Genomic DNA, 24,399 nt, shown 5'->3' on the forward strand with positions numbered 1-24,399 from the left:
ATGCCGGATGACACCTCCAAAGATATATCCACTGTCAGCAGAAGGCATTTCCTGCAAGGTATAAGCGGTAGTTTTTTGCTGGCTGGTGGCTGTATTCTGGGTGGCGTAAAACCTCTCCACGCGGACTCTATGCCATTAGCAAACAGCCTTGCACTGCACCTGGCCAGCAGCGTCAAAACCGATAGCGCAGGCCATCAGCTGCTGACTCTGCAAAGGGATCAACCCAACCTGCAGAAAAGTGGCTGGCGTGGTCACCAGGCGGTGGCGTCACCCGACGGCCACTTTTTGGTTTCTGTTGCCCGCAGGCCCGATGCCCAATTGCTGATAGAAGATATCAAAAGCGGGCAAAGCTATTTTGTAAACGCTGATGAAGGGCGACACTTCTATGGCCATGGCCTGTTTACTCCAGATGGCCGTTGGTTTTACGCCCCAGAGAATGACTATGATGCGGCACGTGGTGTTATTGGGCGATATGATCCGCAAAACAACTTCAAAAAGGTTGCGGAGTGGGATAGTCATGGCATTGGGCCTCATCAGATCGCCTTTTTGCCACTGACTGAAGCTGAAAGCAAAGCTCACCCCATTATGGTGATAGCAAATGGCGGCATCGAAACCCACCCCGACTACCCACGCATTAAGCTAAACCCTGAGACCATGCAGCCCAACATTAGCTATATCAATGGCAATGGTGAATTGCTGGAACAGGTAGAGCCACCACATCATCAACTGTCGTTACGCCATTTAGATGTGTCTGTCGACGGTCAGGTTTGGGTCGGTGCTCAATATCAGGGGGAGGTTTTTGAAAGCCCGAATCTGATTTTCAGCCATCGAATGGGAGATACCAGCCTGAAGTCAGTTGAAGCAGTCAGCACCCTCTGGCCTCAGCTCAGAGGGTATATTGCCAGCGTAAGTTGCCATACAGGGAGTGACACGGTCTGCATCACAGCACCCCGTGATAACTCCGTCACTTTCTGGCAACGCTCAACAGGCAAGCTGATTAAGACACAAAAGCTTGAGGATTGCGCCGGAGTCTGTGCGCACCCTGAGCTTCCGATCTACTATGTCAGTAGTGGTAATGGTGACCTTGCCGCTTTTGATGCCAAAAGTGGTAAAAAAATCTGGCAACAGAACTTTGCAGGCATTCACTGGGACAACCATCTCACCTGGATCTCCTAATCTGAAGGCATTCTGCTGCAAATACAAAAGGGACAGAAGAGGGTGGGTTTTAGCCTGCTCTCTTCGACATTACCGACAAACTGTCAAATTAAAGCAACATGGATAAATGAGATGGCCGTTGTATCCAGGCGGCCTCTGTCCTAAAATGCCCGCCCTCTGGCGCTTTTTCGTAAAACGTCCTGAAAAGACCTTTCCCAGCAAGATTTATTGCGCCAATTACCCATTTATCCAATGATAAAAGTGAGCCTGATATGTCCCGTTCTAAGAAAAGCCGCTCGCTGAAAGGCAAGGCCAATATCCGCACCGGAAAAAAAGAAGACTTTAAAAAATGGCGTGAAGAGCAGAGTGCTTTAGGCATTGTTGGCCCAAAATCTGCCGCCCATAAAAAGAAAGATAAAAAGCGCAAAGAACAAGCTGCTAAAAAACTGGCACGCATGGGTGTGAAAAAAGCCGATAGTTAAAAGCAGGTCATCAATTTCTTTTAATAACAGGATTTTTTACTGTGAAAATTGTCAGCTTCAATATCAATGGAATCCGAGCCCGCCTACACCAGATTCAGGCGGTTATTGACCAGCTGCAACCTGATGTCATCGGCCTGCAGGAGATTAAAGTTCACGATGACGCCTTCCCGCTGGCAGATATTGAAGCCACGGGTTATCACGTTGAGTTCTACGGCCAAAAAAGCCATTACGGTGTCGCACTGATGTCGAAAAATAAGCCGCTGAATATCCGAAAAGGTTTTCCGACAGATGATGACGATGCCCAACGTCGCATGATTATCGGAGATTATGAGGCTGCCGATGGCTCTGTGGTAACTGTAATGAACGGTTACTTCCCTCAGGGCGAAAATATTAAGCACGAAACAAAATATCCGGCCAAGCGTAAGTTTTATACTGATCTGCAAAACCTTCTGGAAAGCGATTACAACAAAGATCAACAGGTCGTGGTGATGGGTGACTTTAATATCTCCTCCACAGACTGGGATATCGGTATTGGTGAGCAGAATGCCAAACGCTGGTTACGCACCGGCAAAACCAGCTTCCAGCCGGAAGAGCGCGAATGGTTTGATCGCTTACTGGGTTGGGGCTTAGTCGACAGCTACCGGGAACAGCACCCGGAAGATAACAGCAAGTTCAGCTGGTTTGATTATCGCAGCAAAGGCTTTGCTGATGACCCCAAGCGCGGCCTGCGTATCGATACTCTGCTACTAACGGACAGTCTGATGCAAAAGTGCACAGATACCGGTATCGACTATGAGATCCGGGCCATGGAAAAACCATCGGATCACTGCCCGGTTTGGGCTGAGTTTAAATTCTGAGCATATTGACCATTGCACTAATATGCTCTAGTATTGCTGTTAACAACACCCGCCACGCTTCTTGTCAGAAATGACTAGCGCAAATAGGCGGGTTTTTTTGCTTATGGAATGAGTCTTAAATGAGTCAGTCGAGCCAATTCAAGAAAAAATACACCAAAAAAACAGAAAAAATCGACATACTCACACAAAAGCTACAGTCGAGAGGGTTAACAATTAATAACCGCAAGACAGCATTAAATGCTTTAACTTTTATAGGCTATTTTAGATTAAGAGGGTACTTCTATCCCTACTACCATAAAACAACAGAACGCAAACCTAAGCCAATCGAGCCTAAAACATTTAAAGCTGGGACAACCTTCGACGATATAATCGCACTGTACGAATTTGACAGGCAATTCCGCTTACTAATCTTGGAAGAAATTCAAAAAGTTGAAATCGGCTTGAGAACAGCTTTATCAGAGCACATGGCTGAAAAATATGGCCCTCACTGGTTCATGAATCTCTCTATACTTTCAAGTGATTTCGACTATGAAGGTTTTTTCAAGAGAATTAAAGATGCGAAAGAAGTTTTTATCAAGCACTACGAAGAAACTTATTCTTTCCCCAAACACCCGCCTTCATGGATGATAACGGAGGTTCTTACATTCGGTACTTGGTCCAAAGCCTACAGCGAACTTCAAAGTTCAGATCAGAAGCACATTGCCAAAAAGTTTGGAGTTAACTCAATTGATGTAATGACATCATGGTTCCACAGTTTAACTCACCTCAGAAACCTTTGCGCTCACCACAACAGGGTCTGGAACCGAGATATGCATGTTTTTATTCCTAAAGATACAGACTTTCTGAAAGAACACATGAAGCAAAAAAATACCATATATAGCAGGTTGTGTATTTTGAAATACCTTTCAGATCAAATCGATATCTCTGATAACTTCCTCGGTAGATTACAAAAGCTTTTTTTGAATGCTCCAGCCATCATCAACAGCAAGACAATGGGGTTCATTGATAACTGGGAAAAAACAGCCCTTTGGAGGCCAACACCGGTACTTGCGAGCCAAAAAGTAAGGCTCCTTCTGGCGGAAAAGAGGCGCGGTAGAAGCTAAAAAACGCCCCGCAGGCTTAGAGCCTACGGGGCGCTTTGTGTTCTGACTTCCCGTAAAGATGTTGGGAAGCCTGCGATTGAACACATAGCTATCAGGTAGCTATTAAGTAAGCCGTATTTACAGCTTACCTTCCAGCTCAGGCAGAGCGGTGAACAGATCACCCACCAGACCATAGTCTGCTACCTGGAAGATCGGAGCTTCTTCATCTTTGTTGATGGCAACGATCACTTTAGAGTCTTTCATGCCAGCCAGATGCTGAATCGCACCGGAGATGCCCACCGCGATATACAGCTCAGGAGCCACAATCTTACCGGTCTGGCCAACCTGCATATCGTTCGGTACAAAGCCCGCATCAACCGCTGCACGTGATGCACCAACCGCTGCACCCAGCTTGTCAGCAACCTTGTTCAGCAGCTCGAAGTTCTCACCGTTGCCCATACCGCGACCACCGGAGATCACCACCTTAGCAGCGGTCAGTTCAGGACGATCAGATTTCGCCAACTCTTCACCAACAAAGGCAGACTTGCCAGCGTCCTGGGTATTGTCCAGAGCTTCAACGGCAGCAGATCCGTCAGCAGTTACGGCATCAAAACCTGTGCCACGAACAGTGATGACCTTGATCGCATCTTCAGACTGAACCGTAGCAATCGCGTTGCCCGCGTAGATAGGACGCTTGAAGGTATCCGCAGATTCAACCGCAATGATGTCAGAGATCTGAGCAACATCCAGCAGTGCAGCAACGCGCGGCATAATATTTTTACCGTTAGACGTTGCAGGAGCCAGAATGTGAGAGAAGTCTTTACCAAGATCAGCAACCAGCAGGGATACATTCTCAGCTAACATATGCTCATAAGCAGCGTTATCAGCAACAATAACTTTTGCAACACCGCCCAGTTTTGCTGCTTCTTCAGCAGCTGCAGCGCAATTACTACCCGCAACCAGTACCGTGATATCACCGCCGATCTGCTGTGCTGCTGCAACTGTGTTTGCAGTGGCACCAATCAGAGCGGCATTGCTGTGATCAGCTACGACTAAAATACTCATGATCAGATCACCTTCGCTTCGTTTTTCAGTTTTTCTACCAGCTCGTCTACGCTACCCACTTTAATGCCAGCGCTGCGTTCTGCAGGCGGCTCAACTTTCAGGGTCTTCACTTTAGACGCCACATCAACACCCAGATCAGCAGGGTTTTTAACATCCAGCGGCTTACGCTTCGCTTTCATGATGTTTGGCAAAGACGCATAGCGCGGCTCATTCAGACGCAGATCTGTGGTCACGATAGCTGGCAGGTTCAATGCAACCGTTTGCAGGCCGCCATCAATTTCACGGGTTACGTTAACTTTTTCGCCATCAACAGCAACCTCAGAAGCAAACGTGCCCTGTGGCATACCGGTCAGCGCACCCAGCATCTGACCGGTCTGATTGTTATCAGAATCGATAGACTGTTTACCCAGAATCACCAGACCCGGCTGCTCTTCCTCAACCAGCTTAGCCAGAAGTTTGGCAACACCCAGAGAGTCTACTTTTTCTTCAGTCTCAACCTGGATTGCACGATCTGCACCCAGCGCCAGAGCCGTACGCAACTGCTCCTGAGCGGTTTTAGGGCCAACAGATACAACAACGATCTCTGTTGCGATACCTTTCTCTTTCAGACGAACCGCTTCTTCCACTGCAATCTCGCAGAACGGATTCATCGCCATTTTAACATTGGTCAGATCAACGTCAGAGTTGTCCGCTTTAACACGAATTTTGACGTTGTAGTCAATGACTCGTTTGACAGCAACTAATACCTTCATAAATTCCTCGTTCTTTGTTCTTACATAACTTAACGTGACGAGCTTTAGCTGGCAGGCGCTCTGAAATAAGCTATAAATCCTGCCACATTCTTTTGGCAACACAGCTCAGCACACGGAGGGTTGCAATTAATAGCTATGCTACCGGAATTCGTTTCAAACGAGCGTTTGCTGCACTCGCAATCCCATAATGACTATTTTTTGGGTTTAGGTCAAATTCCTTTCTAAACTGACGGGTCACAATTTAGCCGCTATACTTGCTGCACCGCATTAAACACTCGGTTTAATTTATCGACTGTTTTTTCTGCCTTGTCCGGACACCCTGTAATCAGCCTGAGACTTACCTTCTATTAAAATAAGGGTTGACCAGAAGCAAACGTCCGTTTTAAATGAGACTATAAAATAATTACATGCGCCTTATCCTAGTTTACTGCGCCCCCCCGGCGCGCAGATATACAGGCGCACTACGCTGTTTGAGGAGTGTATCGTGGAAAGAGAAGCGATGGAGTTCGATGTTGTCATTGTTGGTGCTGGCCCTGCAGGGCTTTCAGCAGCTATTCGTTTAATGCAACAGGCGAATGATGCCAGCCAGGAGCTTACAGTTTGCGTGGTAGAAAAGGGCTCTGAAGTGGGCGCCCATATTCTGTCCGGCGCTGTTATCGAGCCTACAGCCTTAAACGAACTGATTCCTGACTGGAAAGAGAAAGAAGCACCGCTCTTAACAGCAGTGACTAAAGATCAGGTCGTCATGCTGAAGGATCCCAATAGCGCTAAGACTTTCCCGAATGCTATCGTGCCTAAAAATATGCACAATGATGGCAATTATATCGCCTCTTTGGGCAACGTTTGCCGCTGGCTGGCCACTCAGGCTGAGGCGTTAGGCGTTGAAATTTTCCCGGGCTTTGCTGCGGCTGAACCCCTCATCGAAGATGGCGTCGTTAAAGGTGTTATCACCGGCGACATGGGTGTTGCGGAAGACGGCAGTGAAAAACCTGGCATGTATATGCCCGGCATGGAGCTTCGCGCTAAATATACCATTTTCTCTGAAGGTAGCCGTGGCCACTTAGGTAAACAACTGATCAGTCAGTTCAAACTGGATGAGGGTAAAGATGCTCAGCACTACGGCATCGGTATCAAAGAACTTTGGGATATCGACCCGGCGAAGCATCAACCGGGTCTTGTGGTTCATGGCTCCGGCTGGCCACTGACTGAAAATGGTGCCAGCGGCGGTTTCTTCCTCTATCACGCGGAAAACAATCAGGTCGTGGTTGGCCTGATTACGGATCTGAACTATGACAATCCGTACCTGAGCCCGTTCGACGAATTCCAGCGTATGAAGCACCACCCGGAACTGAAGCAACACCTGGAAGGTGGTAAGCGGGTGTCTTACGGAGCCCGCGCCATCACAAAAGGTGGCTACAACTGTCTGCCTAAGATGACCTTCCCGGGTGGTATTCTGATCGGTTGTGATGCCGGTACGCTGAACTTCTCCAAGATTAAGGGCACACACACTGCGATGAAGTCCGGCATGATCGCAGCGGAAACCATTTTCGAAGCGGTGAAAGCAGGCGATGAAGGTGGTCAGGAACTAACGGCGTTCACAACTGCATGGGAACAGTCCTGGGCCTTTAAGGAACTGTATGCGACCCGTAACTTCGGTCCTGCAATGCATAAGTTTGGTCCTATGCTGGGTGGTGCCTTCAACTTTATCGATCAGAACCTGTTCAGCATTCCAGTGAACCTGCATGACACCCATGAAGATTACGCCATGCTGAAGCCTGCAGCTGATTTTCAGCCAATTGATTATCCGAAACCGGATGGTGTACTGAGTTTCGACAAGCTATCTTCCGTATTCCTGTCTAACACGAACCACGAAGAAGACCAGCCATGCCACCTGAAGCTGAAAGATGAAACCATACCTCTGCAGGTCAATCTGCCAAAGTGGGCTGAACCAGCACAACGTTTCTGCCCTGCCGGGGTATATGAAGTTGTAAAAGATGAGGAAACCGGTAATGACCGCTTCCAGATCAACTCACAGAACTGCGTGCACTGTAAAACCTGTGATATTAAAGACCCATCCCAGAACATCAACTGGGTAACACCGGAAGGTGCTGGTGGTCCGAACTATCCAAATATGTAACATGGCCAGGTACATACGAGTGCTATCCGGCAATGGTGGCCCGACCGGATAACAAAAGGGGAAAGCAGTGCTTTCCCTTTTTTATTGGCCGAAACTCTGGCGCAACAAATTATCCATAAGCAAGGGAAAGGCTTTGCTCAACTCTGATTCAAGTCTTGGGATCTCAATAAACGCTTCAGCCAACTTGTTATCTCGTCGCATCCGCTGTGACATACCCACCAGCGACCGGCGTATCTGATCTGCCTCGGCATAAGAAGCCAGCCAGTCATTTTTTACCATATAGCGCACCATATGCTGCATAGAATCCGGCTGTAAATCACGGTATCGAGTCAGAAGCTGATATTGATGGGACGCAAACACCGATAGAGGGAGGTCAGAATAGGCTGCCCATGAGCGGGCCAGATGATAATCCCAGGCCATATCCAGAACGATGCCTGCATAACGGCGATACTCTTTAGAAAACTGCTCCCGCAGCTCACGAATAAGAGGCGAATGATCAACAGTATGGTCAATAAAGCGATGGTAACGGATACCCGCCAGCAATTCCTCTGCAGGAACATCAGGATGCCCCTGGAGTAGAAAATCCGGCACGTTATCTACCGGGCCTTTGATATGGTCCGCCATCAGATTACCCAAGCGGAAGACCTCTCCCTTCTCACGGGCAAGAAAAGCATGTGCCAGATAATTCATATCAATAAGCCTCAGTATCTAGCCGATAAGGCGTCTGATCGGCGCTTTATCTGCCAACAGCACTTTAGTTCCCTGACCAAAGCGAACCGTGATTCGGGTCTGAGCTCCGGGCTCAATATGAGTTAACTCCCCGCGACCAAACACTTCATGCTCTATCTGATCACCAATTCGATAAAATGAGCTCTGCCCGACTTTAGAAGACAAAGGCTCCTGAGATCGTACTGGCTTTGCTTTCTCTGGGGACCGGGCACTCACTTTGACACCCGCAAGACCGCAGGCTGACAGGTATTGCTGAACCAGTCCGACATTCTCCACCCTAAGTTCTGTATTGTCAGAGGGATTAGACCTGAGCCTGCCAGCAACAAGACGGCTGTCTTCCAGGTTCATCTCCGTGACAAAGCGACTAGGGCGTTTTTTACGCTCTTCAGAAAGCCCATGGTCGGTCAATAACCAAAGCGTCTCCCGGGCCCGGGTCATTGCGACGTAGAAAAGACGCCGCTCACTTTCCTCTGCTTTTTCATCGAAGTCTGCAACGTTCTGATAGCACGGGAAACTCCCCTCTGTCAGGCCCGCGAGCACCACATGGGGCCACTCCAAACCTTTGGCACCATGAACCGTGGTAATCGTGACGGCATCGCTATGATGATTCTGACTGGCTCCGGATTGCTTCTGCAACTCAATATGATTCAGCAACTGGGAAACATTCATTCTCTGCTGCCGGATATAGTTAACCAGCGCCTGCAAAGTTTGTTTACGCTCCTGCGCCTGGTCCTTGGTTGCAGCCGCCTTATCAATCAGGTCATAAGCATCGGTATCCTGAAGCACACGAATCGCCAAAGGCCCAACAGGCTGGTCAGCAGGCTGTCGTTGCAGTTCAAGGAGTAGTTCCAGGCGTTTTTTCAGGCGTTTTGCCGTATAGGGCTTCAGATCCATACCTGAAACAATCGAGTCAGGGCTTAAGCCATGATGTTGCACCTGCTGTTGAACCGCCTGCTGCTCACCCTGACTGAGAAACAAAGGTGGAAAGCTAAGCATCTGTCCAAGCATCTCTGAACCAATCGCGGCATTGGCTTCGCCTGCTGCCAATTGCAGATAGGACAAGAACTGGCTTATCAATGGCTGATTAAAAACAAAATGCCCCTGCTGATGCAGACGAAACGGAATCTGCTGCTGCAGAAACACCAACTGAATTGGCATACTTAATGCCCAGCTTCTGACCAGAACAGAGATGCTCGCCGCTCCGGATCTCCCCAGTACAGGCTGGATATGACTCACCAGCTGGTTGAGTTCCGGTAAAATCAGAACCTGAGTATCTTCATGCTCCGGGGTAGCTAAACAGAGGCCTGCATCCCGGTTTTTGTTACGGCCAATCAGATGGTTGGCGGCCAGAGCCAGCGTCGCCCCATAACGGAATGAGTAAGACAGCGGATAACTGACCGGTTGCTGAAACTGCAGGGCAAAATCCCGCAGCATAAATTCGGGTCGGGCACCGCGCCATTCGTAGATGCACTGATCAACATCACCAACCACCATCACCCGGGCCCGCTCGCCTGCAAGAACACTGAGCAGGAATTGTTGAATGCTGTTGATATCCTGATATTCATCAACAATGACATGATCAAGATGATTGCTAATACGCGCCTCCAGCTCCGGCCGGGCCAAAACGGCCATCGCCGGTCGGTAGAGCAGGTCAGAGAAAGTCATGACGCCCTCTCTGGCCAAAATCTGCTCCAGCTGCTCAAACGCTTCGATGAAATACTTCTGATCATCCGGCAAACCGAGCAACCGGAACTGATCTTTTGGTGTTTCCAGATCAGCTTTTACACGCTCAACAAACTGCATAAAAGCTTCAAGATGATCCTTATCCAGAGCCTTACGTCGGGTAGCTTGATCCGCACTGGGTAACGCCTGGGTGATCCCCTGTCGAACCAGCTTCTCGTAGGGCCAACCCTCCCGCACAAGGCTCCGGGGCTGCAGCACGCCCCAGCGCACAAGACTTTCACAAAGCTTATGACCGATTGAGTGAAAAGTTCTGATATCGGGTCTGGGATAATGTACCTGCTGGCGCTGATATTCCCTTTGCAGCTTAGTTTCAAAGTCGACCCGGGCTGAGCGGTTATACATAAGAACCATTACTCTGCGTGGTTCGTAGCCCTGGGCAAGCAGAAAAAGAACCCGGTGCACCAAGGTTGTCGTTTTACCGGAGCCGGCTACAGCCATTACCCGGGCATGCTCATTACCGTGATGCACCACACTTTGCTGTTGCGATGTCAGATGCAGAGGTGCAGAAAAAATATTGACCGGTTCAGGCTGTACAGATTGGGACACAGGATCTCTCAAAACTTAACTCTCAGGCTTGAAAGGAGAAGTGCCTGAGTCAGAAAATAGGTATTCCGATAAACTCTGCAGCGGTTCACAGGGTTCATCGGGCAAAACACTGCAGAAAACTATTCCGGTAGCTCACCTAATGACCAATAGCGACCACCACTTTTAAGACCAAGATAAGAATTTCCTTCAGCCTCAAATGGCTCCGCTTCTTCAATCAGCTGATAGAAGAGATTTCTGTGCAGTCGCCCCATAAGACCGGCACGTACATGCAGATAAGGTTCCGGCTCTCCGGATTCAGAAACCGAGACGCTCAGAGGGTGCTCTTCGTCTAAAAGAACCTCATCGCCCACATTGGTGACAAAACGGAGTTTATTTTCATACGGTTCAAGCTGCTGAGTAATAATGAAAGGCACATCATCTACCTGAATCCCCACCTTCTCAACAGGCGTCACCAGAAAATAGCGGTCGCCCTCCTGCTTTAAGATAGTAGAGAACATACGTACCAATGCAGCCCTACCGATTGGCGATCCCATATAAAACCACTGTCCATCTTTAGCGATACGCATGTCGATATCGCCACAAAATTCAGGGTTCCATTTATCAACCGGAGGAAGGCCTTTTTCCCCACTGTTTTTATCGATGTGCTGAGCCAATTGTGCCGGTGAAAAGCTGCCGGATAACATACCCTCTCTCCTATGATTTCATAACATTATTTTAACCCAGCGACAGAGAAAATGCTGTGACTAATAAGAGGCCACAGACCTGAATGAAGCTACAGAAAAAGCCATAATAAATGAATGGATTAAAACTATAACAAGTCTGCCTGCCAACAGCGTTTTGAAGAGAGGAATAACAGCGCTCTTAATTCACGAAAAAATAAGAAAGTTCTAATGCAAAAAAACAGATACACACAGCCTGCAGACATAAAAAAAGCAGCCGAAGCTGCTTTTTGACCATCGCAAAAAACAAGCGATGCCAATACGAGGAAGTCACCTCATATACGTGCTAAATCAGGAAACCTTCCAGCTCTGTACCGTTTCTTTACCGTACTTCTGAATCCATTCCTGATAATCCTTTTGACGACCACCCCGAACAGTGATCTCCTCACCGGTCTGAGGGTTCTTATAAACACTTGGAGTACGCTTACGACGTGACTTACCGGACTCAGCAGTATCTTCACTTGCACCAAACAGAGCAAGCAATTCAGATTCAGACTTATCAAACTGTTTCAGTACTTCTTCAACAGCCGTTTTAAAAGCCAGTTCCTGTTTCAGCTCCTGCTTTTCTTCCATTGCCTGCAGTTCTTCCTGCAGCTGACGCATCAGACGTTCTTTCTCACGATATTTGTTAATAATAGACATAATAACTCTCTTGTTACATAAAGGTGCTGTGGGGGAAACAGAAGTTCTTAGCTCAGGCAGGTCTGCTGCACTACGTTCTCAGGTAAAAACACCATCAACGATGGGCATGATTTGTAGATGGATACGTGTGCAAATTTATTCTGGACCTCTAGGTCAATCATATCTCAAACTAGAGTGAAAACTCTTTTTAAGACCCTTTCAAAACGCCTAAACAAGAAACTTTAATGCCGGTAATACTAATATCAGATATTTAGAATTACAAGACATATAAACCTTTAAATTATTCCAAAAAATCCCATAGAGAATATCCGAGTAATTTATTGAACAAAAAATAGATCTTAATTAAATATTTCTCAAAGCAATCGTCGGAAGCTCACATTCAGGGCTAAGCGCCTGCCTGATCGCCTGTAATAAAGCAGGTTTGTCGCGACCCAATATACCTTTCAGCACCAGGTGATTAGAAATATGGTCCGAACGAAAGACCGTTGAGTTTAAATTTAGTTCCGAGATAAACAGATGCATTTCCTTAAGTAACTCCTTGCTATCCAGTTCAGCGAAATCACCTCCAAATGCCTCAACAAACCTCTGCCTTCCACGATGAAAGGTTAAAACCAATATTGACAGATAGTCTGGCTGCGCTCTATTGATCAACTTTGCAGAGTTTACTGCATGCTGCTCCGATAACACCTGCCCACCCAAACCATTAAGCACCATTACAGATGTTTTAATTCCTGCCTGCTTTATCTTCTGTAGCGCAGAATATGTCGTCTCTGCTGTTTCACCTTTTTTAATTCGAGTTAATACTTCATTATCACCAGATTCAACACCTACGTAGAGTATTGATAGACCGTTATTTTTTAACTCAGTTAATTCTTCAACACTCTTTCGGGCTACATTTCGTGGCAAGCAGTAGGCACCAATGCGCCGCAATTCAAGGAATGCATGATTAAGGGCTTTTAAAACGGTCAATAGACGACGAAAGGATAAGGTCATTGCATCGCCATCCGCCAGAAAAACACGGCTAACGCCTACAAGCTGCTCGCCGGCCCGTTGAATATCAGTCAGGACATCAGATTCTTTCCGGACCGAAAATTTCTTCTGAACATCGGTATACATGCTACAGAAACTGCAATGATTCCAACTGCAACCATTGGTTACCGGCAGGATAAACGATTTGGCCTCACTGGGAGGCCGGTACACGGGTTCAATATATTGCACAGGAAAATCATTAAACATCATGACTCCTCTCTATTGCGCCCTCGTTGACCACGATTCCCCATGCGCACACCGATCTCCATCAGGAAGGTAAAGAACTCATCTTTATCCTGAATCACTTCCCTGAAAAAGCGCGACTGGTACAAAGCTGCGGCGCCATGTACCAACGCCCAGTGGGCGCAGTAATGGAAGTAAGATGGCACATCTTCCAGTTTATTCTCATCAATGCGGGCGGTAATCAAATCCGTCAGACTTTCAAGGTTACGGGCTCGGAAACTATGCAGCTCATCCAGCATGTCAGTATCACCCGAGGACTTAGTCAGCTTCTCTTCCAACCTGGAGAACAGCAGATATTTACCGGGGTCCTGCATACGGAATTCAAAATAGGCACGTGACAAAGCCTCTTTGTCTTCAGATATTTTGGGGGACTGAAACAGGTCAGCCAGATCTTTCTCATAATCCAGCATCAAGCGAAGATAAATCTCAGACTTACTACGGAAATGCTTGTAGATCGTACCTTTGCCAATACCAACATGGTCTGCAATCATTTCGACGGTAACACGATCTTCTCCATGCTCCATAAATAACTCGAGAGCGGCATCGAGAATATTGGCTTCGCGTTGACGAAACTCCTGCACTTTACGGGCTTGTTTTTCCACTGCGGATAAGGTCATAACATTTACTGCCTAACAAATATGAACCTGTTGAATTATCAGTATCAAAGCTTAGTGAGGATACTGACACCTGCTGGCGCAACCCCCTATGTTGCGCCGCACACAATACCATTCCACACTTAATTTGACCAGATTCTTTTTTTCAGTCACATTCTGATATTTGTCAGTACAGAACTAAAAAACCCTGTAACTTGCAGAGGCCACAGGGTTAATCATCAAAAAGAACATCCGAAGTCTATATTATATAGGCCGAAACAGGATGCTACATATCAGGCTCTAATCAGAACCTCTTCCCAGTGGGATATAGATCAGCTTAGGATGAATATCCACTGCCGGATTCATCACATGGACTCCTCCAGCTTCCTTAACACAGCGCAGACTATCCATGCTGATATCAGAAAATACGAGTTCACTCTGATGATCCCGAATCATCAGCTGGCCACAATTATTAAAAAAAACCCGGGCATCCGTAACATTAAGCTCCGGACTGATTTTGGGTAATAAGACACGATTGAATGCGCGGCGGGCAATAAGCTCAAACTGTTCGACCTGGTACGTTTTCATGTCGATTTCTCCGTGTTTTTTTATAGTCATTTTCACGTCATAAACTCAGTATATGCTTATTCGGCTAAGCCAATGTGACGCTTTAATGAATTCTCCCTCCCTCCGAGCCAGCACTTGACCCTCGTCATCATTCAGAACCCTGGCCACCCTGTATTTACCCCTATGGCTTCATCACTCAGCAATGAACCGACTCTGACAGAGCCCCGTAAATAGCCTACTCTTATTAAAAGGAGCATTTCCCAATATGAACAATCACATAAGATAGCAATCGCGAGGGATACTGCGATGAAAATAACAAAAATGACACGACCAATTGTTAACTGGCTGACACAACACAGGCCCGCACCTGAATTTCCTATGTCAGATTTTGAGCGCATCCGGTATGAGGTTCGTTCCTGTGATGTACTCCTGGTAGAAGGCCGATCCAGGGTTAGCGATGTGATTAAAATGATCACTCAAAGCCCCTGGTCCCATGCGGCACTATATCTCGGACGCCTGCACGATATTGAGGACCCTGAACTCAGAAATACGCTGAGCGAGCTCTTCCCCTTTTCACCGGATACCCAGCTGATTGTTGAATCTGAGTTGGGCATGGGTACGGTCATTCGGGATTTAGCAAGTTACAGGGAAGACCATATTCGTATTTGCCGCCCCAGAGGATTAAGTCACAAAGATAGCCAACAGATGATTCATTACGCCATTAGTCAGCTGGGTAAAGAGTATGATGTTCGTCAGATTCTCGATCTGGCACGCTTTCTTTTTCCCTGGTGGATTATGCCTCGGCGCTGGCGTTCATCACTCTTTCAGCACAATGCGGGGAAGGCTACTAAAACAGTTTGCTCGACCATGATTGCTGAAGCGTTTGGCTTTATCCAGTTCCCGATTCTCCCCCTGGTCAAAAAGAGTGGTGACCTAGGGTTTCAGCTATTCAGGAGAAACCCTAAACTATGCACCCCCAGAGATTTTGACTACTCGCCTTATTTTGAGATTATCAAATACCCTTTTATGGACTTTTCGGAGCATGCCGATTACAGACTATTACCCTGGCACGGTAAGGGTGTTCTGGATAGCCAGGAGCAGTCCATGTATGTCTACCCTGAGGGCCAAACCAGTGATGAACCCCTGCCATATGCCATGAAAAAGAAACAAAAAACCAAAAAAACACCTTTTGTCCCCTGGACATCACCTCAGAGTGATAATGACTTCTACGAGGGCAGCAATGAGCCCCCATCCGCATCAGACTCCGCACATGATAAATAAAAAAATGGCCAGATATCATCTGGCCATTCAACGATAAAACAAGCACTCTGCCATTAACTGGCATCGCTAACGACAGTCGTGTTACTGCTCCGCTACAGCTTTAGGCACTGCCCCCTTAAACAAACGGAAGAAATTAGCCGTCGTCTGCATTGCAAGCTCGTCATATGAAATACCACGCTGCGCCGCAATAAACTCTGCTACATCGCGAACATATTGTGGCTCACACTTCTTGCCCCGATGCGGAACCGGTGCCAGATAAGGTGAGTCTGTCTCCACCAGCAGAGAGTCCAGGGGAATTTTTGCTGCCACTTCCCGTACCTGATCAGCATTGCGGAAGGTAACAATACCGGAAATAGATACATAGTAGCCCAGAGCAATGCCGCGGCGAGCCATATCAAGATCTTCGGTAAAGCAATGTAGTACACCGCCAGCATCCGGCCCGTATTGCTCCAGCATATCCAATGTGTCTTCTTTTGCATCCCGGGTATGAATAATTACAGGTTTATTCACCTTCTGGGCAGCAAGAAGGTGGCGTTTAAAGCGCTCTTTCTGTAAATCTTTAGTGTCAGGAGCATAATGATAATCGAGACCGGTCTCACCCACAGCCACAATCAGTTCATCTTCTGCCTCTTTTACCAGCTCCTCAATCGTTGGCTCATGTGGCAGATCCTGTAACGGATGAACGCCAGCTGATGCAAAAACAGAAGGATATTGACGGGCCAGGTCTTTCAGGCCAGCCACATCATCAAGGGTTACGCTAACCGCCAGAAAGTGACTAACCCCCCGATCATGGGCCGCGTTAAGAGCCTGATTAAGATCACCTTTATAGGGAGTCAGATCAAGGCGGTCAAGATGACAATGTGAATCGATCAGGTACATAAATATCCTAAACAACTTAAATTCTATGGGGATAAAAAAACAACTCTACGATGTTCTAGATGGCAGCAGGTGTTGTGGACGCTCAGAACGTATAGGTCGGGCGCTCAGAGTCAAGTTGGCCTGACAAATAGCGCTCAATCTTATCTCTCAATGAAGCATGCTCCTCTGTAAACTGAACACCAATACCAGCGGCACGCTGACCATGAGCTCTCTCAGGAGTAATCCAAACCACATGTGCCTGAACCAGAATTTTCTCGGGTTCATCCATCAGGTTAAGCATCAGTGATAACGTCTGTCCAAGGCGGAAATTACTCCGGGTTGGTAGAAATAAACCACCATGGTGCAGGAAAGGCATATATGCTTTATAAAGCTCTTCTTTCTTATCAAGATTTACTACAGCTGCTTTTAGTCGGGCTTTATTATTTCCTGTTTCCTGCTCCATCGCCTGATACTCCTTTATCACACACCGTTTACCTTTATCACGCACCGTTTACCTCAGAGATAAAAGCATCAGCCTTATTACCCTCTATCTGTAAACTCTGCCAAACCTTATAATAGCATCTTGTCGACCCACCGAATAAGTAATGCTTCCATCGCTAATTGGATATTGGGGTTTGCCCCGGACAGTAACTGGGTACGTAGATATCCAACCTCCTGAAATAGCAGGCGGGCCTTTTCCAGATCAGATGAATGCTGCCACTGACGATAGAGGGGGAGCATATCCGGAAAGGAAAGGTCAGACTCATCCTGAGTCACCATCCAGCGACACCAGTCATTCAACCACTGCTGCATCCAACGCAACGTCCACTGCAGATTACCTTCGATGAAGCCTGGCGCTAACTCTACTGGGTCGCCACCACGGGTCAGATTTTCCATGGCGAAAAAAAGCTTATCCCGCTGCTTGTGCAATGCTTCATCTGCCAACTCCTGAGCAAGCAGAGGGTTCCCCTGAGCCATCCTCAGTAATTTTTCCGCATGTAAAGCCCCATGGCTGGAAAGATGACGCCCCAGCCAGTCTAACGCCAACTCTTTATCAGGAACCGGTAACGAAAACTGTTGGCAGCGGCTTTTGATCGTCGCCATCACAGCGTTTAGCCTGTGGCTCAGTAAAATAAAGAGCACATTATCACCCGGCTCTTCCAGGTTCTTCAGTAACGCATTAGCCGCATTGATATTCATTGCATCAGCTGGCTGCAGAATAACCACCCGAAAACCACCCTGTTGAGCCGTTTTATTGGCAAAAGTCTGTAGTTTACGAATCTGCTCAATTTTGATTTGCTTCCCTTCACTTTCCGGCATCACTTCCATCAGGTCGGGATGAGTACCTGCATAAAACAGAGAGCAGGACGCGCAATTACCGCACGCGGTCTTCCCAGGTTGACGGCATAAAAGATAGGCGGCCATCGCCCTGGCCAGATGATACTTGCCAATACCCTGAGCACCAGCCAACAGGAGCGCATGGGGCAAACGACCAGAGCGGTGCTGCTCTGTAAGCTGATTCCAGTAATCCTGCTGCCAGACAAAAGGGATGAGAGGTGAGTCTTTAACGAGCTCTGTCATTGGATATCCCTAATATATCATTATCAAGTGTTACGCTAACCCAGGAAGTCAAATCAGGTGCTCAGTCACCTTGATCAAAAAAGCGCTGCAGTACATCAGCAATATCCTGCTGAACCTGCTCTAAGGCCTGGCTGGCATCAATCACAGCAAAGCGTTCCGGCTCAGCTTTGGCCCGAACCAGATAACCCTGCCGCACCCGATCAAAAAACTGAGCCTGCTCCTGCTCAAACCGATCAGTCGTGCCGCGTTTGTTCATCCTCTGACGGGCAACGTCTGTTGACAGGTCCAGTAAAATAGTCAGGTCTGGACGTACCGTTTCCTGTACCAACTGTTCCAGCTGAGCTATCCAGTCGAGATTCAGGCCACGGGCGTACCCCTGATAGGCGTAGGTCGCATCGGTAAAACGATCTGAGACCACACACCGGCCTCGGGCAAGCTCTGGCAGGATTTTTTCATCCAAATGCTGAGCCCGGGCGGCAAACATCAATAGGAGTTCAGCTTTTTCACTGACGTCTTCATCCCGCTGAGTCAGCAGTAACTCACGTATCTCTTCAGCCATTGGCGTGCCGCCTGGCTCACGGGTCATTAGCGGCTGGAAGCCGTTTTTTTCAAGCCATTGCTGTACAAAAGCCAGATTAGTGCTTTTACCAACACCTTCTGAGCCCTCTAAAGTAATAAAACAGCCCTGTTTTCGGTTGTTTGCTATCAAGGTCATGATCAATTCCAACAGGTCAAACCGGTTTGCTCAAATTTATTACTGAGCCTCAGGGGATGACTGATAATTCTGTTTACGTTTATAAATCTGATAGTGACGCACCGCTTTATTATGTTCCTGCAATGTCTTGCTGAATTTGTGACTACCATCACCACGGGCAACAAAATAAAGCTCTCCCTCTTTCAGGGGGTTCAGAGCTGCATGAATCGCATCACGCCCTGGAAGAGCGATGGGCGTTGGCGGTAAGCCATTGATTCGATATGTATTATAAGCTGTTTTCTCTTTCAGATGGCTCCGGGTAATATTGCCCTGATAACGATCACCAAGCCCATAAATCACTGTTGGATCCGTTTGCAAGCGCATACGCTTCTCCAAACGTTGAACAAAAACACCTGCAATACGCGAACGCTCCTCTGGCACCCCGGTCTCTTTCTCAACAATAGATGCCATGATCAGGGCTTCGTAGGCATTACTGTAGGGTAACGCGGCCTGGTCAGCCTTCTGCCACTCGTCATTTAAAACCCGGTTCATTTTTTCATAAGCAAGTTTCAGAATCTGCAGATCAGTCATACCTTTATGATATTGATATGTATCAGGAAAAAAGCGTCCTTCATGATGCTCTACAGCACTGGCGGACTTGCCGGAAACCCATTGCATAATGTCTGCGATACTCATATCACGGGTTTTAACCGCTAATTTTTCCTGTTGCTGCAAAAGCTGCAAAGCCTCGGAAAAGTTCAAACCTTCCGGTAGTGTCACCTGATATTGGACCGTTTTGCCAGACGTCAGTAAGCCCATAAGTTCATAGGCACTAATACCGGCAGGAATCCGGTACTCTCCTGCTTTCAGCTGAGCTTTTTCGGGATTAATTTTCAGCCAGATTTTCAGTGGCCAGGTATCCGGTAAAATACCCTCAGCATTGAGTTCCGCCATCACATGATGAGCGCCAAAGCCAGACTTAACGTCATAAATCATAGACTCAGAGAGCGGTAACGGCTGCTGTAACAGCTGCTTCCAATATACAAAAGAAAGCAAAGGTATGAGAACAGCAACCCCCGCAAGTGCTGCAATAACCCGACGATTCAGAAAAAACATATCTATTCCTTAAACAACCTACCGGCAGAGCTCCGGCATCACAAATATCTCACCTGGTACAGGGGTCGGTTAACCCGACAAATTTCAAAGCAAAACAGCTCACACAATCGGTAATTTCATAGCAGGATGAAAGGCACCGATCAACGCCTTAACCACAGAGTGTTCAGCCGAATCCCAGGACTGAATCAAGCCACCCTGTTCATCATACCAATGTGACAACGGTATAATTCCACGAACACTGTTACAAATAAACGCTGAATCAGCCTGCAACAGATCCGAAGCGCTTAACACCGGGGTTTCACAGGGCATAGCCAACGCACCGGAAATGGCAGGCCCCTGCTCCAGAATGGCATCACGCATCACCCCTTTAACCCCACAAAGATTTAATCTCGGCGTTAAAAGTCTGTCTTTGTGTACCAGAAAAATATTAGCCATGGTCGCCTCAACCAGATAACCCGAACGGCTGAACATCAAACCTTCAAAGTACTCGTTCTGCCATTCCTGACGTGCCATGACCTGCTCAAGCCGGTTCAGATGTTTCATTCCTGCTAACGCAGGCTGCTCTGCAAGTTGCAGGCGACAACTTCGTACACTGACACCTGACGCATAATGTTCAGACTCGATTTCCGGCAGAGGAAAGCCCTGGAGACTCCATTGGCTATCCGGGTTGTCTGGACATCGATAACCCCGACCCCCACTACCTCGGGTCACCATAAGCTTAGCGACCCCATCACCGCCATCAACAACGTCTGCAATAGCTCTTATCAGCTGCTCTTCAGACAAAGGCACAGGGATATCAAGTCGTTGCAGAGAGTATTTCAAACGTTGCCAGTGCCGGTTAAATAGCCCCACACGCCCTTCAATAACCCTGAAGGTTTCAAACACGCCATCGCCATAAGCAAGACCTCGATCAGCGACCGGCCATGAGGTCTGTGTAACACCATTTATCAGAGTTTGAAATGCCATAGGGGGGGCTCAATAGCAAAAGACAGAGATAAAAAAGGGCCCATCGGGCCCTTTTATGTACAGCAGCACAAGATCCGGAATCCTGCTACACCTTAGAAAACAGCAATGAACCGTTGGTTCCGCCAAAGCCAAAGGAGTTAGACAGCGCATGCTCAACCTTCATATCACGAGCTGTATGCGGTACATAGTCCAGATTACAGCCTTCAGCCGGGTTTTCCAGGTTGATGGTTGGTGGTGCAACCTGATCCCGGATCGCCAGAATGGAGAACACCGCTTCAACCGCACCGGCAGCTCCCAGAAGGTGGCCGATCATGGACTTAGTGGAACTGACCGCGACGCTTTTAGCAGCATCACCCATCACTTTCTCAACCGCTCGACTTTCCGCAACATCGCCAGCAGGAGTCGATGTGCCGTGGGCATTAATGTAATCCAGCTGTTCAGGGTTCAGACCTGCATCTTTAACAGCATTTGCCATGGATGCCGCAGCACCACGACCATCTTCCGGTGGAGACGTCATATGGTAAGCATCATCGCTCATACCGAAGCCGGTCAGTTCAGCGTAGATGGTAGCACCACGTGCTTTTGCATGTTCATACTCTTCCAGTACGAGCACACCGGCACCGTCAGACAGTACAAAGCCATCACGGTCAGCATCCCATGGGCGACTGGCTGTCTCAGGCGAGTCATTACGGGTCGATAGTGCGCGCGCCGCTGCAAAACCACCCAGTCCAAGAGGCGTAGTCGCCATCTCAGCACCACCGGCAATCATGACATCCGCATCGCCATAAGCGATGGTGCGTGCAGAATAACCAATATTATGGGTACCTGTTGTACATGCAGTGGTAATCGCAATATTAGGCCCCTGGAAGCCAAAGCGGATCGCCAGATTACCGGAAATCATATTGATAATGCTGCCGGGTACAAAGAACGGTGATATCTTACGAGGTCCCTTTGCCTGCAGGTTATTATGGTTTGCCTCAATCATTGGCAAGCCGCCAATGCCAGAACCAATGGCAACACCGATACGAGCAGCATTTTCTTCTGTGCATTCCAGGCCAGCATCATCTACCGCCTGAATCGCTGCCGCCATACCATACTGGATAAAAGTATCCATTTTGCGGGCATCTTTTGCAGGCATGTATTCGGAGACATCAAAGCCCTTAACTGAGCCACCAAACTGGGTGCTGAAACCCGTTGTATCAAAGTGCTCAATTGGCGCGATACCGCTTTTACCAGCCAGAATACCGTCCCAGCTCTCTTTTACACTATTACCGAGGGGCGTGATCAAGCCCAGGCCAGTAACAACGACCCTTCTGCGAGGCATTATGCTTCCTCCAAATACGCTAAAAAACTACCGGGGTATGCCATCTATTTTACTTACAAAAAAATCATACCCGGCAATAAAAAAGAAAAGCCGCCCCTGCTAGGCAGAAAGCGGCTTCTTTGTAGTCAGTCTAGGACTGAATGCTCACTCGATCTTACTGGTGAGAAACTACGTAGTCGATTGCTTCCTGAACGGTCGTAATCTTCTCAGCTTCTTCATCAGGAATCTCTGTCTCAAACTCTTCTTCCAGAGCCATTACCAGCTCAACGGTGTCCAGAGAGTCTGCACCCAGATCGTCAACGAAAGAAGATGCATTGGTGATTTCTTCTTCTTTAACACCCAGCTGCTCACTTACGATCTTTTTTACACGCTCTTCGATAGTGCTCATAACTTAAAATTTCTCCTGTGGGTACAAATATCCGAACAGCAATAAAAGCTGATCGGTATTTTATAGAGGGTTACTGAGTGGCGCAATAGCTACCAGCCAACAACCGGCTTTAGCGCATATTCATGCCGCCATTAACTTGCAGAGTTTCACCAGTGATGTAACTCGCACCTTCACTCGCCAGGAAAGCGACAGCATTAGCAATCTCTTCTGGCTGGCCCAGACGGGCCAGAGGAATCTGTGTCAGCAGCGCTTTATGCTGCTCTTCAGGTAATGCATGGGTCATATCTGTAGCAATAAATCCGGGAGCAACCGCATTAACCGTGATATTACGTGAAGCTACTTCACGGGCCATTGCCCGGGTAAAGCCTTCCATGCCAGCCTTTGCTGCAGCATAGTTGCTCTGCCCCATATTGCCCATCGTAGCCACTACAGAACTGATATTTACAATGCGACCCCAACGAGCTTTTGTCATGCCGCGCATCGTTGCTTTAGCGATACGGTAAACAGACTTAAGGTTGGTATCAATAACAGAATCCCACTCATCTTCCTTCATACGCATCAGCAGATTATCCTGTGTGATACCTGCATTATTGATGACAATCAAAGGAGCGCTGAATTCTTCAGTAATCGCTTTAACAACAGAGTCCACAGACTCCTGAGAGGTAACGTTAAGAACGTAACCCTTTCCTTTGTAGCCTTGCTCTGCAAGCCCTTCGGAAATACTTTGTGCACCAGACTCAGAAGTGGCCGTACCCACAACGATGGCACCCATTTTACCCAGAGCGTAAGCAGTTGCACGGCCGATACCACGACTTGCACCTGTTACCAGGGCCACTTTTCCTTCAATACTCATCTGATTCTCCGTAGGAGTAAATTTAGGCACCCTTTACCAACTCAAGGGTCGACGTTAATGACTCCGGATCATTCACCGCCAGAACTTTCAGGCTACGCTGAATTTTCTTATTAAGACCTGCGAGTACTTTACCCGGACCACACTCAACGGTGATCTCTGCACCTTGCTCAATCATATGTTCAACACAGGAAACCCAGCGAACCGGACTATAAAGCTGAGCCAACAGGTTGTCGCGAATGGTATCTACATTACTATGGGGCTGGCCATCAACATTCTGAACAACCGGAATACGCGGCTCTTCAATCGTAATTTTATCCAGCTCTGCAGCCAACAGATCTGCCGCAGGCTTCATCAGATCACAGTGGGACGGGACACTCACCGGCAGAGGCACAACACGTTTGGCACCTAATTCCTGGCACTTAGCACCGGCACGTTCAACTGCTGCCGCACTGCCGGCAATCACAACCTGGCCTGGGCAATTATAGTTAACCGGTGCCACAACAGCGCCTTCGGCTGCAGCCTGACAAGCCTCTTCAACTTTATCATCCGCCAAACCCAGGATAGCAGCCATGGCACCTGTACCCTCGGGTACAGCTTGCTGCATAAATTCACCACGCAGCTTAACCAGTCGGACAGCGTCAGCAAAACTCATGGCTCCCGCACAAACCAAAGCACTATATTCACCCAAGCTATGACCGGAAACCATCGCTGGACGAGGACCTTCCAATTCTTGCCATACACGCCAGATGGCAACACTGGCGGTCAGAATGGCCGGCTGTGTTTTGTCTGTCTGGTTTAATGACTCTGCAGGGCCTTCCTGAACTAACTGCCAGAGGTCATAACCTAAAATTTGTGAGGCTTCTTCAAATGTCGTGCGAACTACCGCATAACGATCAGCCAGTTCACTCAGCATGCCTACTGCCTGCGAACCCTGTCCAGGAAAAACAAAAGCCAGGGACTGTGTCATAGCAAACCCTTTACACTGTTTATTATTAAT

General features: G+C 47.9%; 25 protein-coding genes. 6 read left to right on the forward strand and 19 right to left on the reverse strand.

Annotated elements, in window-relative coordinates; genetic code table 11:
• The 4 genes from BTA35_RS01520 to BTA35_RS01535 all read left to right on the forward strand — a co-directional run bounded on the left by BTA35_RS01520 (position 1) and on the right by BTA35_RS01535 (position 3,597).
• A complete protein-coding gene (locus tag BTA35_RS01520; RefSeq protein WP_160054895.1) occupies positions 1-1,176 on the forward strand; it encodes a DUF1513 domain-containing protein in 1,176 nt (391 codons plus the stop codon).
• A gap of 251 nt (positions 1,177-1,427) precedes the next feature.
• Positions 1,428-1,637, forward strand: a complete 210-nt coding sequence (locus tag BTA35_RS01525) for a hypothetical protein (protein ID WP_077242660.1) — start codon at positions 1,428-1,430, stop codon at positions 1,635-1,637.
• Between the two features lie 41 nt (positions 1,638-1,678).
• On the forward strand, positions 1,679-2,494 hold the full coding sequence (xthA, locus tag BTA35_RS01530; RefSeq protein WP_077242661.1) for an exodeoxyribonuclease III: 816 nt from the start codon (positions 1,679-1,681) through the stop codon (positions 2,492-2,494).
• 119 nt (positions 2,495-2,613) lie between these two features.
• Positions 2,614-3,597 carry an Abi family protein gene (locus BTA35_RS01535; RefSeq protein ID WP_077242662.1) on the forward strand — a complete coding sequence of 328 codons (984 nt, stop codon included), beginning with the start codon at positions 2,614-2,616 and terminating at the stop codon, positions 3,595-3,597.
• A gap of 117 nt (positions 3,598-3,714) precedes the next feature.
• Here the strand turns inward: BTA35_RS01535 and BTA35_RS01540 are convergent, their stop codons facing one another.
• Together BTA35_RS01540 and BTA35_RS01545 are read right to left on the reverse strand one after the other, a co-directional pair.
• The gene (locus BTA35_RS01540) at positions 3,715-4,641 is read right to left on the reverse strand and encodes an electron transfer flavoprotein subunit alpha/FixB family protein (RefSeq protein WP_077242663.1); all 927 of its coding nucleotides are present in this window, start codon (positions 4,639-4,641) and stop codon (positions 3,715-3,717) included.
• A 2-nt stretch (positions 4,642-4,643) separates the two neighbouring features.
• The gene (locus tag BTA35_RS01545; RefSeq protein WP_077242664.1) at positions 4,644-5,393 is read right to left on the reverse strand and encodes an electron transfer flavoprotein subunit beta/FixA family protein; all 750 of its coding nucleotides are present in this window, start codon (positions 5,391-5,393) and stop codon (positions 4,644-4,646) included.
• Between the two features lie 499 nt (positions 5,394-5,892).
• Between BTA35_RS01545 and BTA35_RS01550 the strand changes: the two genes are divergently transcribed.
• On the forward strand, positions 5,893-7,530 hold the full coding sequence (locus BTA35_RS01550; RefSeq protein ID WP_202931177.1) for an electron transfer flavoprotein-ubiquinone oxidoreductase: 1,638 nt from the start codon (positions 5,893-5,895) through the stop codon (positions 7,528-7,530).
• 81 nt (positions 7,531-7,611) lie between these two features.
• On the opposite strand, the gene BTA35_RS01555 is transcribed toward BTA35_RS01550, so the two are convergent.
• The 7 genes from BTA35_RS01555 to BTA35_RS01585 all read right to left on the reverse strand — a co-directional run bounded on the left by BTA35_RS01555 (position 7,612) and on the right by BTA35_RS01585 (position 14,362).
• On the reverse strand, positions 7,612-8,220 hold the full coding sequence (locus BTA35_RS01555; protein WP_077242666.1) for an acyl carrier protein phosphodiesterase: 609 nt from the start codon (positions 8,218-8,220) through the stop codon (positions 7,612-7,614).
• An 18-nt stretch (positions 8,221-8,238) separates the two neighbouring features.
• Positions 8,239-10,548, reverse strand: a complete 2,310-nt coding sequence (locus BTA35_RS01560) for an ATP-dependent helicase (protein WP_160054898.1) — start codon at positions 10,546-10,548, stop codon at positions 8,239-8,241.
• Positions 10,549-10,667: 119 nt separating this feature from the next.
• Positions 10,668-11,231 (reverse strand): DUF1285 domain-containing protein, encoded by a 564-nt coding sequence (locus tag BTA35_RS01565; RefSeq protein WP_077242668.1) that lies wholly within the window; start codon positions 11,229-11,231, stop codon positions 10,668-10,670.
• A gap of 327 nt (positions 11,232-11,558) precedes the next feature.
• On the reverse strand, positions 11,559-11,909 hold the full coding sequence (locus tag BTA35_RS01570) for a histone-like nucleoid-structuring protein, MvaT/MvaU family (RefSeq protein WP_077242669.1): 351 nt from the start codon (positions 11,907-11,909) through the stop codon (positions 11,559-11,561).
• Between the two features lie 342 nt (positions 11,910-12,251).
• Entirely contained in the window at positions 12,252-13,145 is an 894-nt protein-coding gene (locus BTA35_RS01575; protein WP_202931147.1) for a radical SAM protein, read from the reverse strand.
• Positions 13,145-13,798, reverse strand: a complete 654-nt coding sequence (locus tag BTA35_RS01580; protein WP_238377464.1) for a TetR/AcrR family transcriptional regulator — start codon at positions 13,796-13,798, stop codon at positions 13,145-13,147. The genes BTA35_RS01575 and BTA35_RS01580 overlap by 1 nt, the downstream gene beginning before the upstream one ends.
• 276 nt (positions 13,799-14,074) lie before the next feature.
• Positions 14,075-14,362, reverse strand: a complete 288-nt coding sequence (locus tag BTA35_RS01585; RefSeq protein WP_077242671.1) for a hypothetical protein — start codon at positions 14,360-14,362, stop codon at positions 14,075-14,077.
• A gap of 285 nt (positions 14,363-14,647) precedes the next feature.
• Here BTA35_RS01585 and BTA35_RS01590 point away from each other — a divergent pair, with 285 nt between their 5' ends.
• The gene (locus BTA35_RS01590) at positions 14,648-15,622 is read left to right on the forward strand and encodes a YiiX/YebB-like N1pC/P60 family cysteine hydrolase (protein ID WP_077242672.1); all 975 of its coding nucleotides are present in this window, start codon (positions 14,648-14,650) and stop codon (positions 15,620-15,622) included.
• A gap of 81 nt (positions 15,623-15,703) precedes the next feature.
• Here BTA35_RS01590 and BTA35_RS01595 read toward each other — a convergent pair whose 3' ends face one another.
• From BTA35_RS01595 to fabD, 10 genes are all read right to left on the reverse strand, one after another.
• Entirely contained in the window at positions 15,704-16,501 is a 798-nt protein-coding gene (locus tag BTA35_RS01595) for a TatD family hydrolase (protein WP_077242673.1), read from the reverse strand.
• Positions 16,502-16,583: 82 nt separating this feature from the next.
• Positions 16,584-16,964, reverse strand: a complete 381-nt coding sequence (locus BTA35_RS01600; RefSeq protein ID WP_238377465.1) for a PilZ domain-containing protein — start codon at positions 16,962-16,964, stop codon at positions 16,584-16,586.
• Between the two features lie 86 nt (positions 16,965-17,050).
• Positions 17,051-18,061, reverse strand: a complete 1,011-nt coding sequence (locus tag BTA35_RS01605) for a DNA polymerase III subunit delta' (RefSeq protein WP_077242675.1) — start codon at positions 18,059-18,061, stop codon at positions 17,051-17,053.
• 61 nt (positions 18,062-18,122) lie between these two features.
• Positions 18,123-18,776, reverse strand: coding sequence for a dTMP kinase (gene tmk, locus BTA35_RS01610; protein WP_077242676.1), 654 nt, complete (start codon positions 18,774-18,776; stop codon positions 18,123-18,125).
• 39 nt (positions 18,777-18,815) lie between these two features.
• The gene (mltG, locus tag BTA35_RS01615) at positions 18,816-19,871 is read right to left on the reverse strand and encodes an endolytic transglycosylase MltG (protein ID WP_202931148.1); all 1,056 of its coding nucleotides are present in this window, start codon (positions 19,869-19,871) and stop codon (positions 18,816-18,818) included.
• Between the two features lie 99 nt (positions 19,872-19,970).
• A complete protein-coding gene (gene pabC / locus BTA35_RS01620) occupies positions 19,971-20,837 on the reverse strand; it encodes an aminodeoxychorismate lyase (protein WP_077242677.1) in 867 nt (288 codons plus the stop codon).
• 85 nt (positions 20,838-20,922) lie between these two features.
• A complete protein-coding gene (fabF, locus tag BTA35_RS01625) occupies positions 20,923-22,161 on the reverse strand; it encodes a beta-ketoacyl-ACP synthase II (protein WP_077242678.1) in 1,239 nt (412 codons plus the stop codon).
• 154 nt (positions 22,162-22,315) lie between these two features.
• On the reverse strand, positions 22,316-22,549 hold the full coding sequence (gene acpP / locus BTA35_RS01630; RefSeq protein ID WP_077242679.1) for an acyl carrier protein: 234 nt from the start codon (positions 22,547-22,549) through the stop codon (positions 22,316-22,318).
• Positions 22,550-22,658: 109 nt separating this feature from the next.
• Positions 22,659-23,402 (reverse strand): 3-oxoacyl-ACP reductase FabG, encoded by a 744-nt coding sequence (fabG, locus tag BTA35_RS01635; RefSeq protein WP_077242680.1) that lies wholly within the window; start codon positions 23,400-23,402, stop codon positions 22,659-22,661.
• Positions 23,403-23,424: 22 nt separating this feature from the next.
• A complete protein-coding gene (gene fabD, locus BTA35_RS01640; protein ID WP_077242681.1) occupies positions 23,425-24,369 on the reverse strand; it encodes an ACP S-malonyltransferase in 945 nt (314 codons plus the stop codon).
• Positions 24,370-24,399: the final 30 nt, after the last annotated feature.

This window comes from Oceanospirillum linum, assembly GCF_001995095.2.
Classification (GTDB): Bacteria; Pseudomonadota; Gammaproteobacteria; order Pseudomonadales; family Halomonadaceae; genus Oceanospirillum; species Oceanospirillum linum.

Coding starts and splice junctions, on each gene's coding strand:
- BTA35_RS01580 (WP_238377464.1), bottom strand. CDS start 13,798: ATGACCTTATCCGCAGTGGAAAAACAAGCCCGTAAAGTGCAGGAGTTT.
- BTA35_RS01540 (WP_077242663.1), bottom strand. CDS start 4,641: ATGAGTATTTTAGTCGTAGCTGATCACAGCAATGCCGCTCTGATTGGT.
- tmk (WP_077242676.1), bottom strand. CDS start 18,776: ATGACCTTGATAGCAAACAACCGAAAACAGGGCTGTTTTATTACTTTA.
- BTA35_RS01570 (WP_077242669.1), bottom strand. CDS start 11,909: ATGTCTATTATTAACAAATATCGTGAGAAAGAACGTCTGATGCGTCAG.
- BTA35_RS01585 (WP_077242671.1), bottom strand. CDS start 14,362: ATGAAAACGTACCAGGTCGAACAGTTTGAGCTTATTGCCCGCCGCGCA.
- BTA35_RS01590 (WP_077242672.1), top strand. CDS start 14,648: ATGAAAATAACAAAAATGACACGACCAATTGTTAACTGGCTGACACAA.
- BTA35_RS01520 (WP_160054895.1), top strand. CDS start 1: ATGCCGGATGACACCTCCAAAGATATATCCACTGTCAGCAGAAGGCAT.
- fabF (WP_077242678.1), bottom strand. CDS start 22,161: ATGCCTCGCAGAAGGGTCGTTGTTACTGGCCTGGGCTTGATCACGCCC.
- mltG (WP_202931148.1), bottom strand. CDS start 19,871: ATGTTTTTTCTGAATCGTCGGGTTATTGCAGCACTTGCGGGGGTTGCT.
- BTA35_RS01525 (WP_077242660.1), top strand. CDS start 1,428: ATGTCCCGTTCTAAGAAAAGCCGCTCGCTGAAAGGCAAGGCCAATATC.
- BTA35_RS01545 (WP_077242664.1), bottom strand. CDS start 5,393: ATGAAGGTATTAGTTGCTGTCAAACGAGTCATTGACTACAACGTCAAA.
- BTA35_RS01535 (WP_077242662.1), top strand. CDS start 2,614: ATGAGTCAGTCGAGCCAATTCAAGAAAAAATACACCAAAAAAACAGAA.
- fabG (WP_077242680.1), bottom strand. CDS start 23,402: ATGAGTATTGAAGGAAAAGTGGCCCTGGTAACAGGTGCAAGTCGTGGT.
- BTA35_RS01595 (WP_077242673.1), bottom strand. CDS start 16,501: ATGTACCTGATCGATTCACATTGTCATCTTGACCGCCTTGATCTGACT.
- BTA35_RS01555 (WP_077242666.1), bottom strand. CDS start 8,220: ATGAATTATCTGGCACATGCTTTTCTTGCCCGTGAGAAGGGAGAGGTC.
- BTA35_RS01605 (WP_077242675.1), bottom strand. CDS start 18,061: ATGACAGAGCTCGTTAAAGACTCACCTCTCATCCCTTTTGTCTGGCAG.
- BTA35_RS01565 (WP_077242668.1), bottom strand. CDS start 11,231: ATGTTATCCGGCAGCTTTTCACCGGCACAATTGGCTCAGCACATCGAT.
- acpP (WP_077242679.1), bottom strand. CDS start 22,549: ATGAGCACTATCGAAGAGCGTGTAAAAAAGATCGTAAGTGAGCAGCTG.
- fabD (WP_077242681.1), bottom strand. CDS start 24,369: ATGACACAGTCCCTGGCTTTTGTTTTTCCTGGACAGGGTTCGCAGGCA.
- BTA35_RS01575 (WP_202931147.1), bottom strand. CDS start 13,145: ATGTTTAATGATTTTCCTGTGCAATATATTGAACCCGTGTACCGGCCT.
- pabC (WP_077242677.1), bottom strand. CDS start 20,837: ATGGCATTTCAAACTCTGATAAATGGTGTTACACAGACCTCATGGCCG.
- BTA35_RS01550 (WP_202931177.1), top strand. CDS start 5,893: ATGGAGTTCGATGTTGTCATTGTTGGTGCTGGCCCTGCAGGGCTTTCA.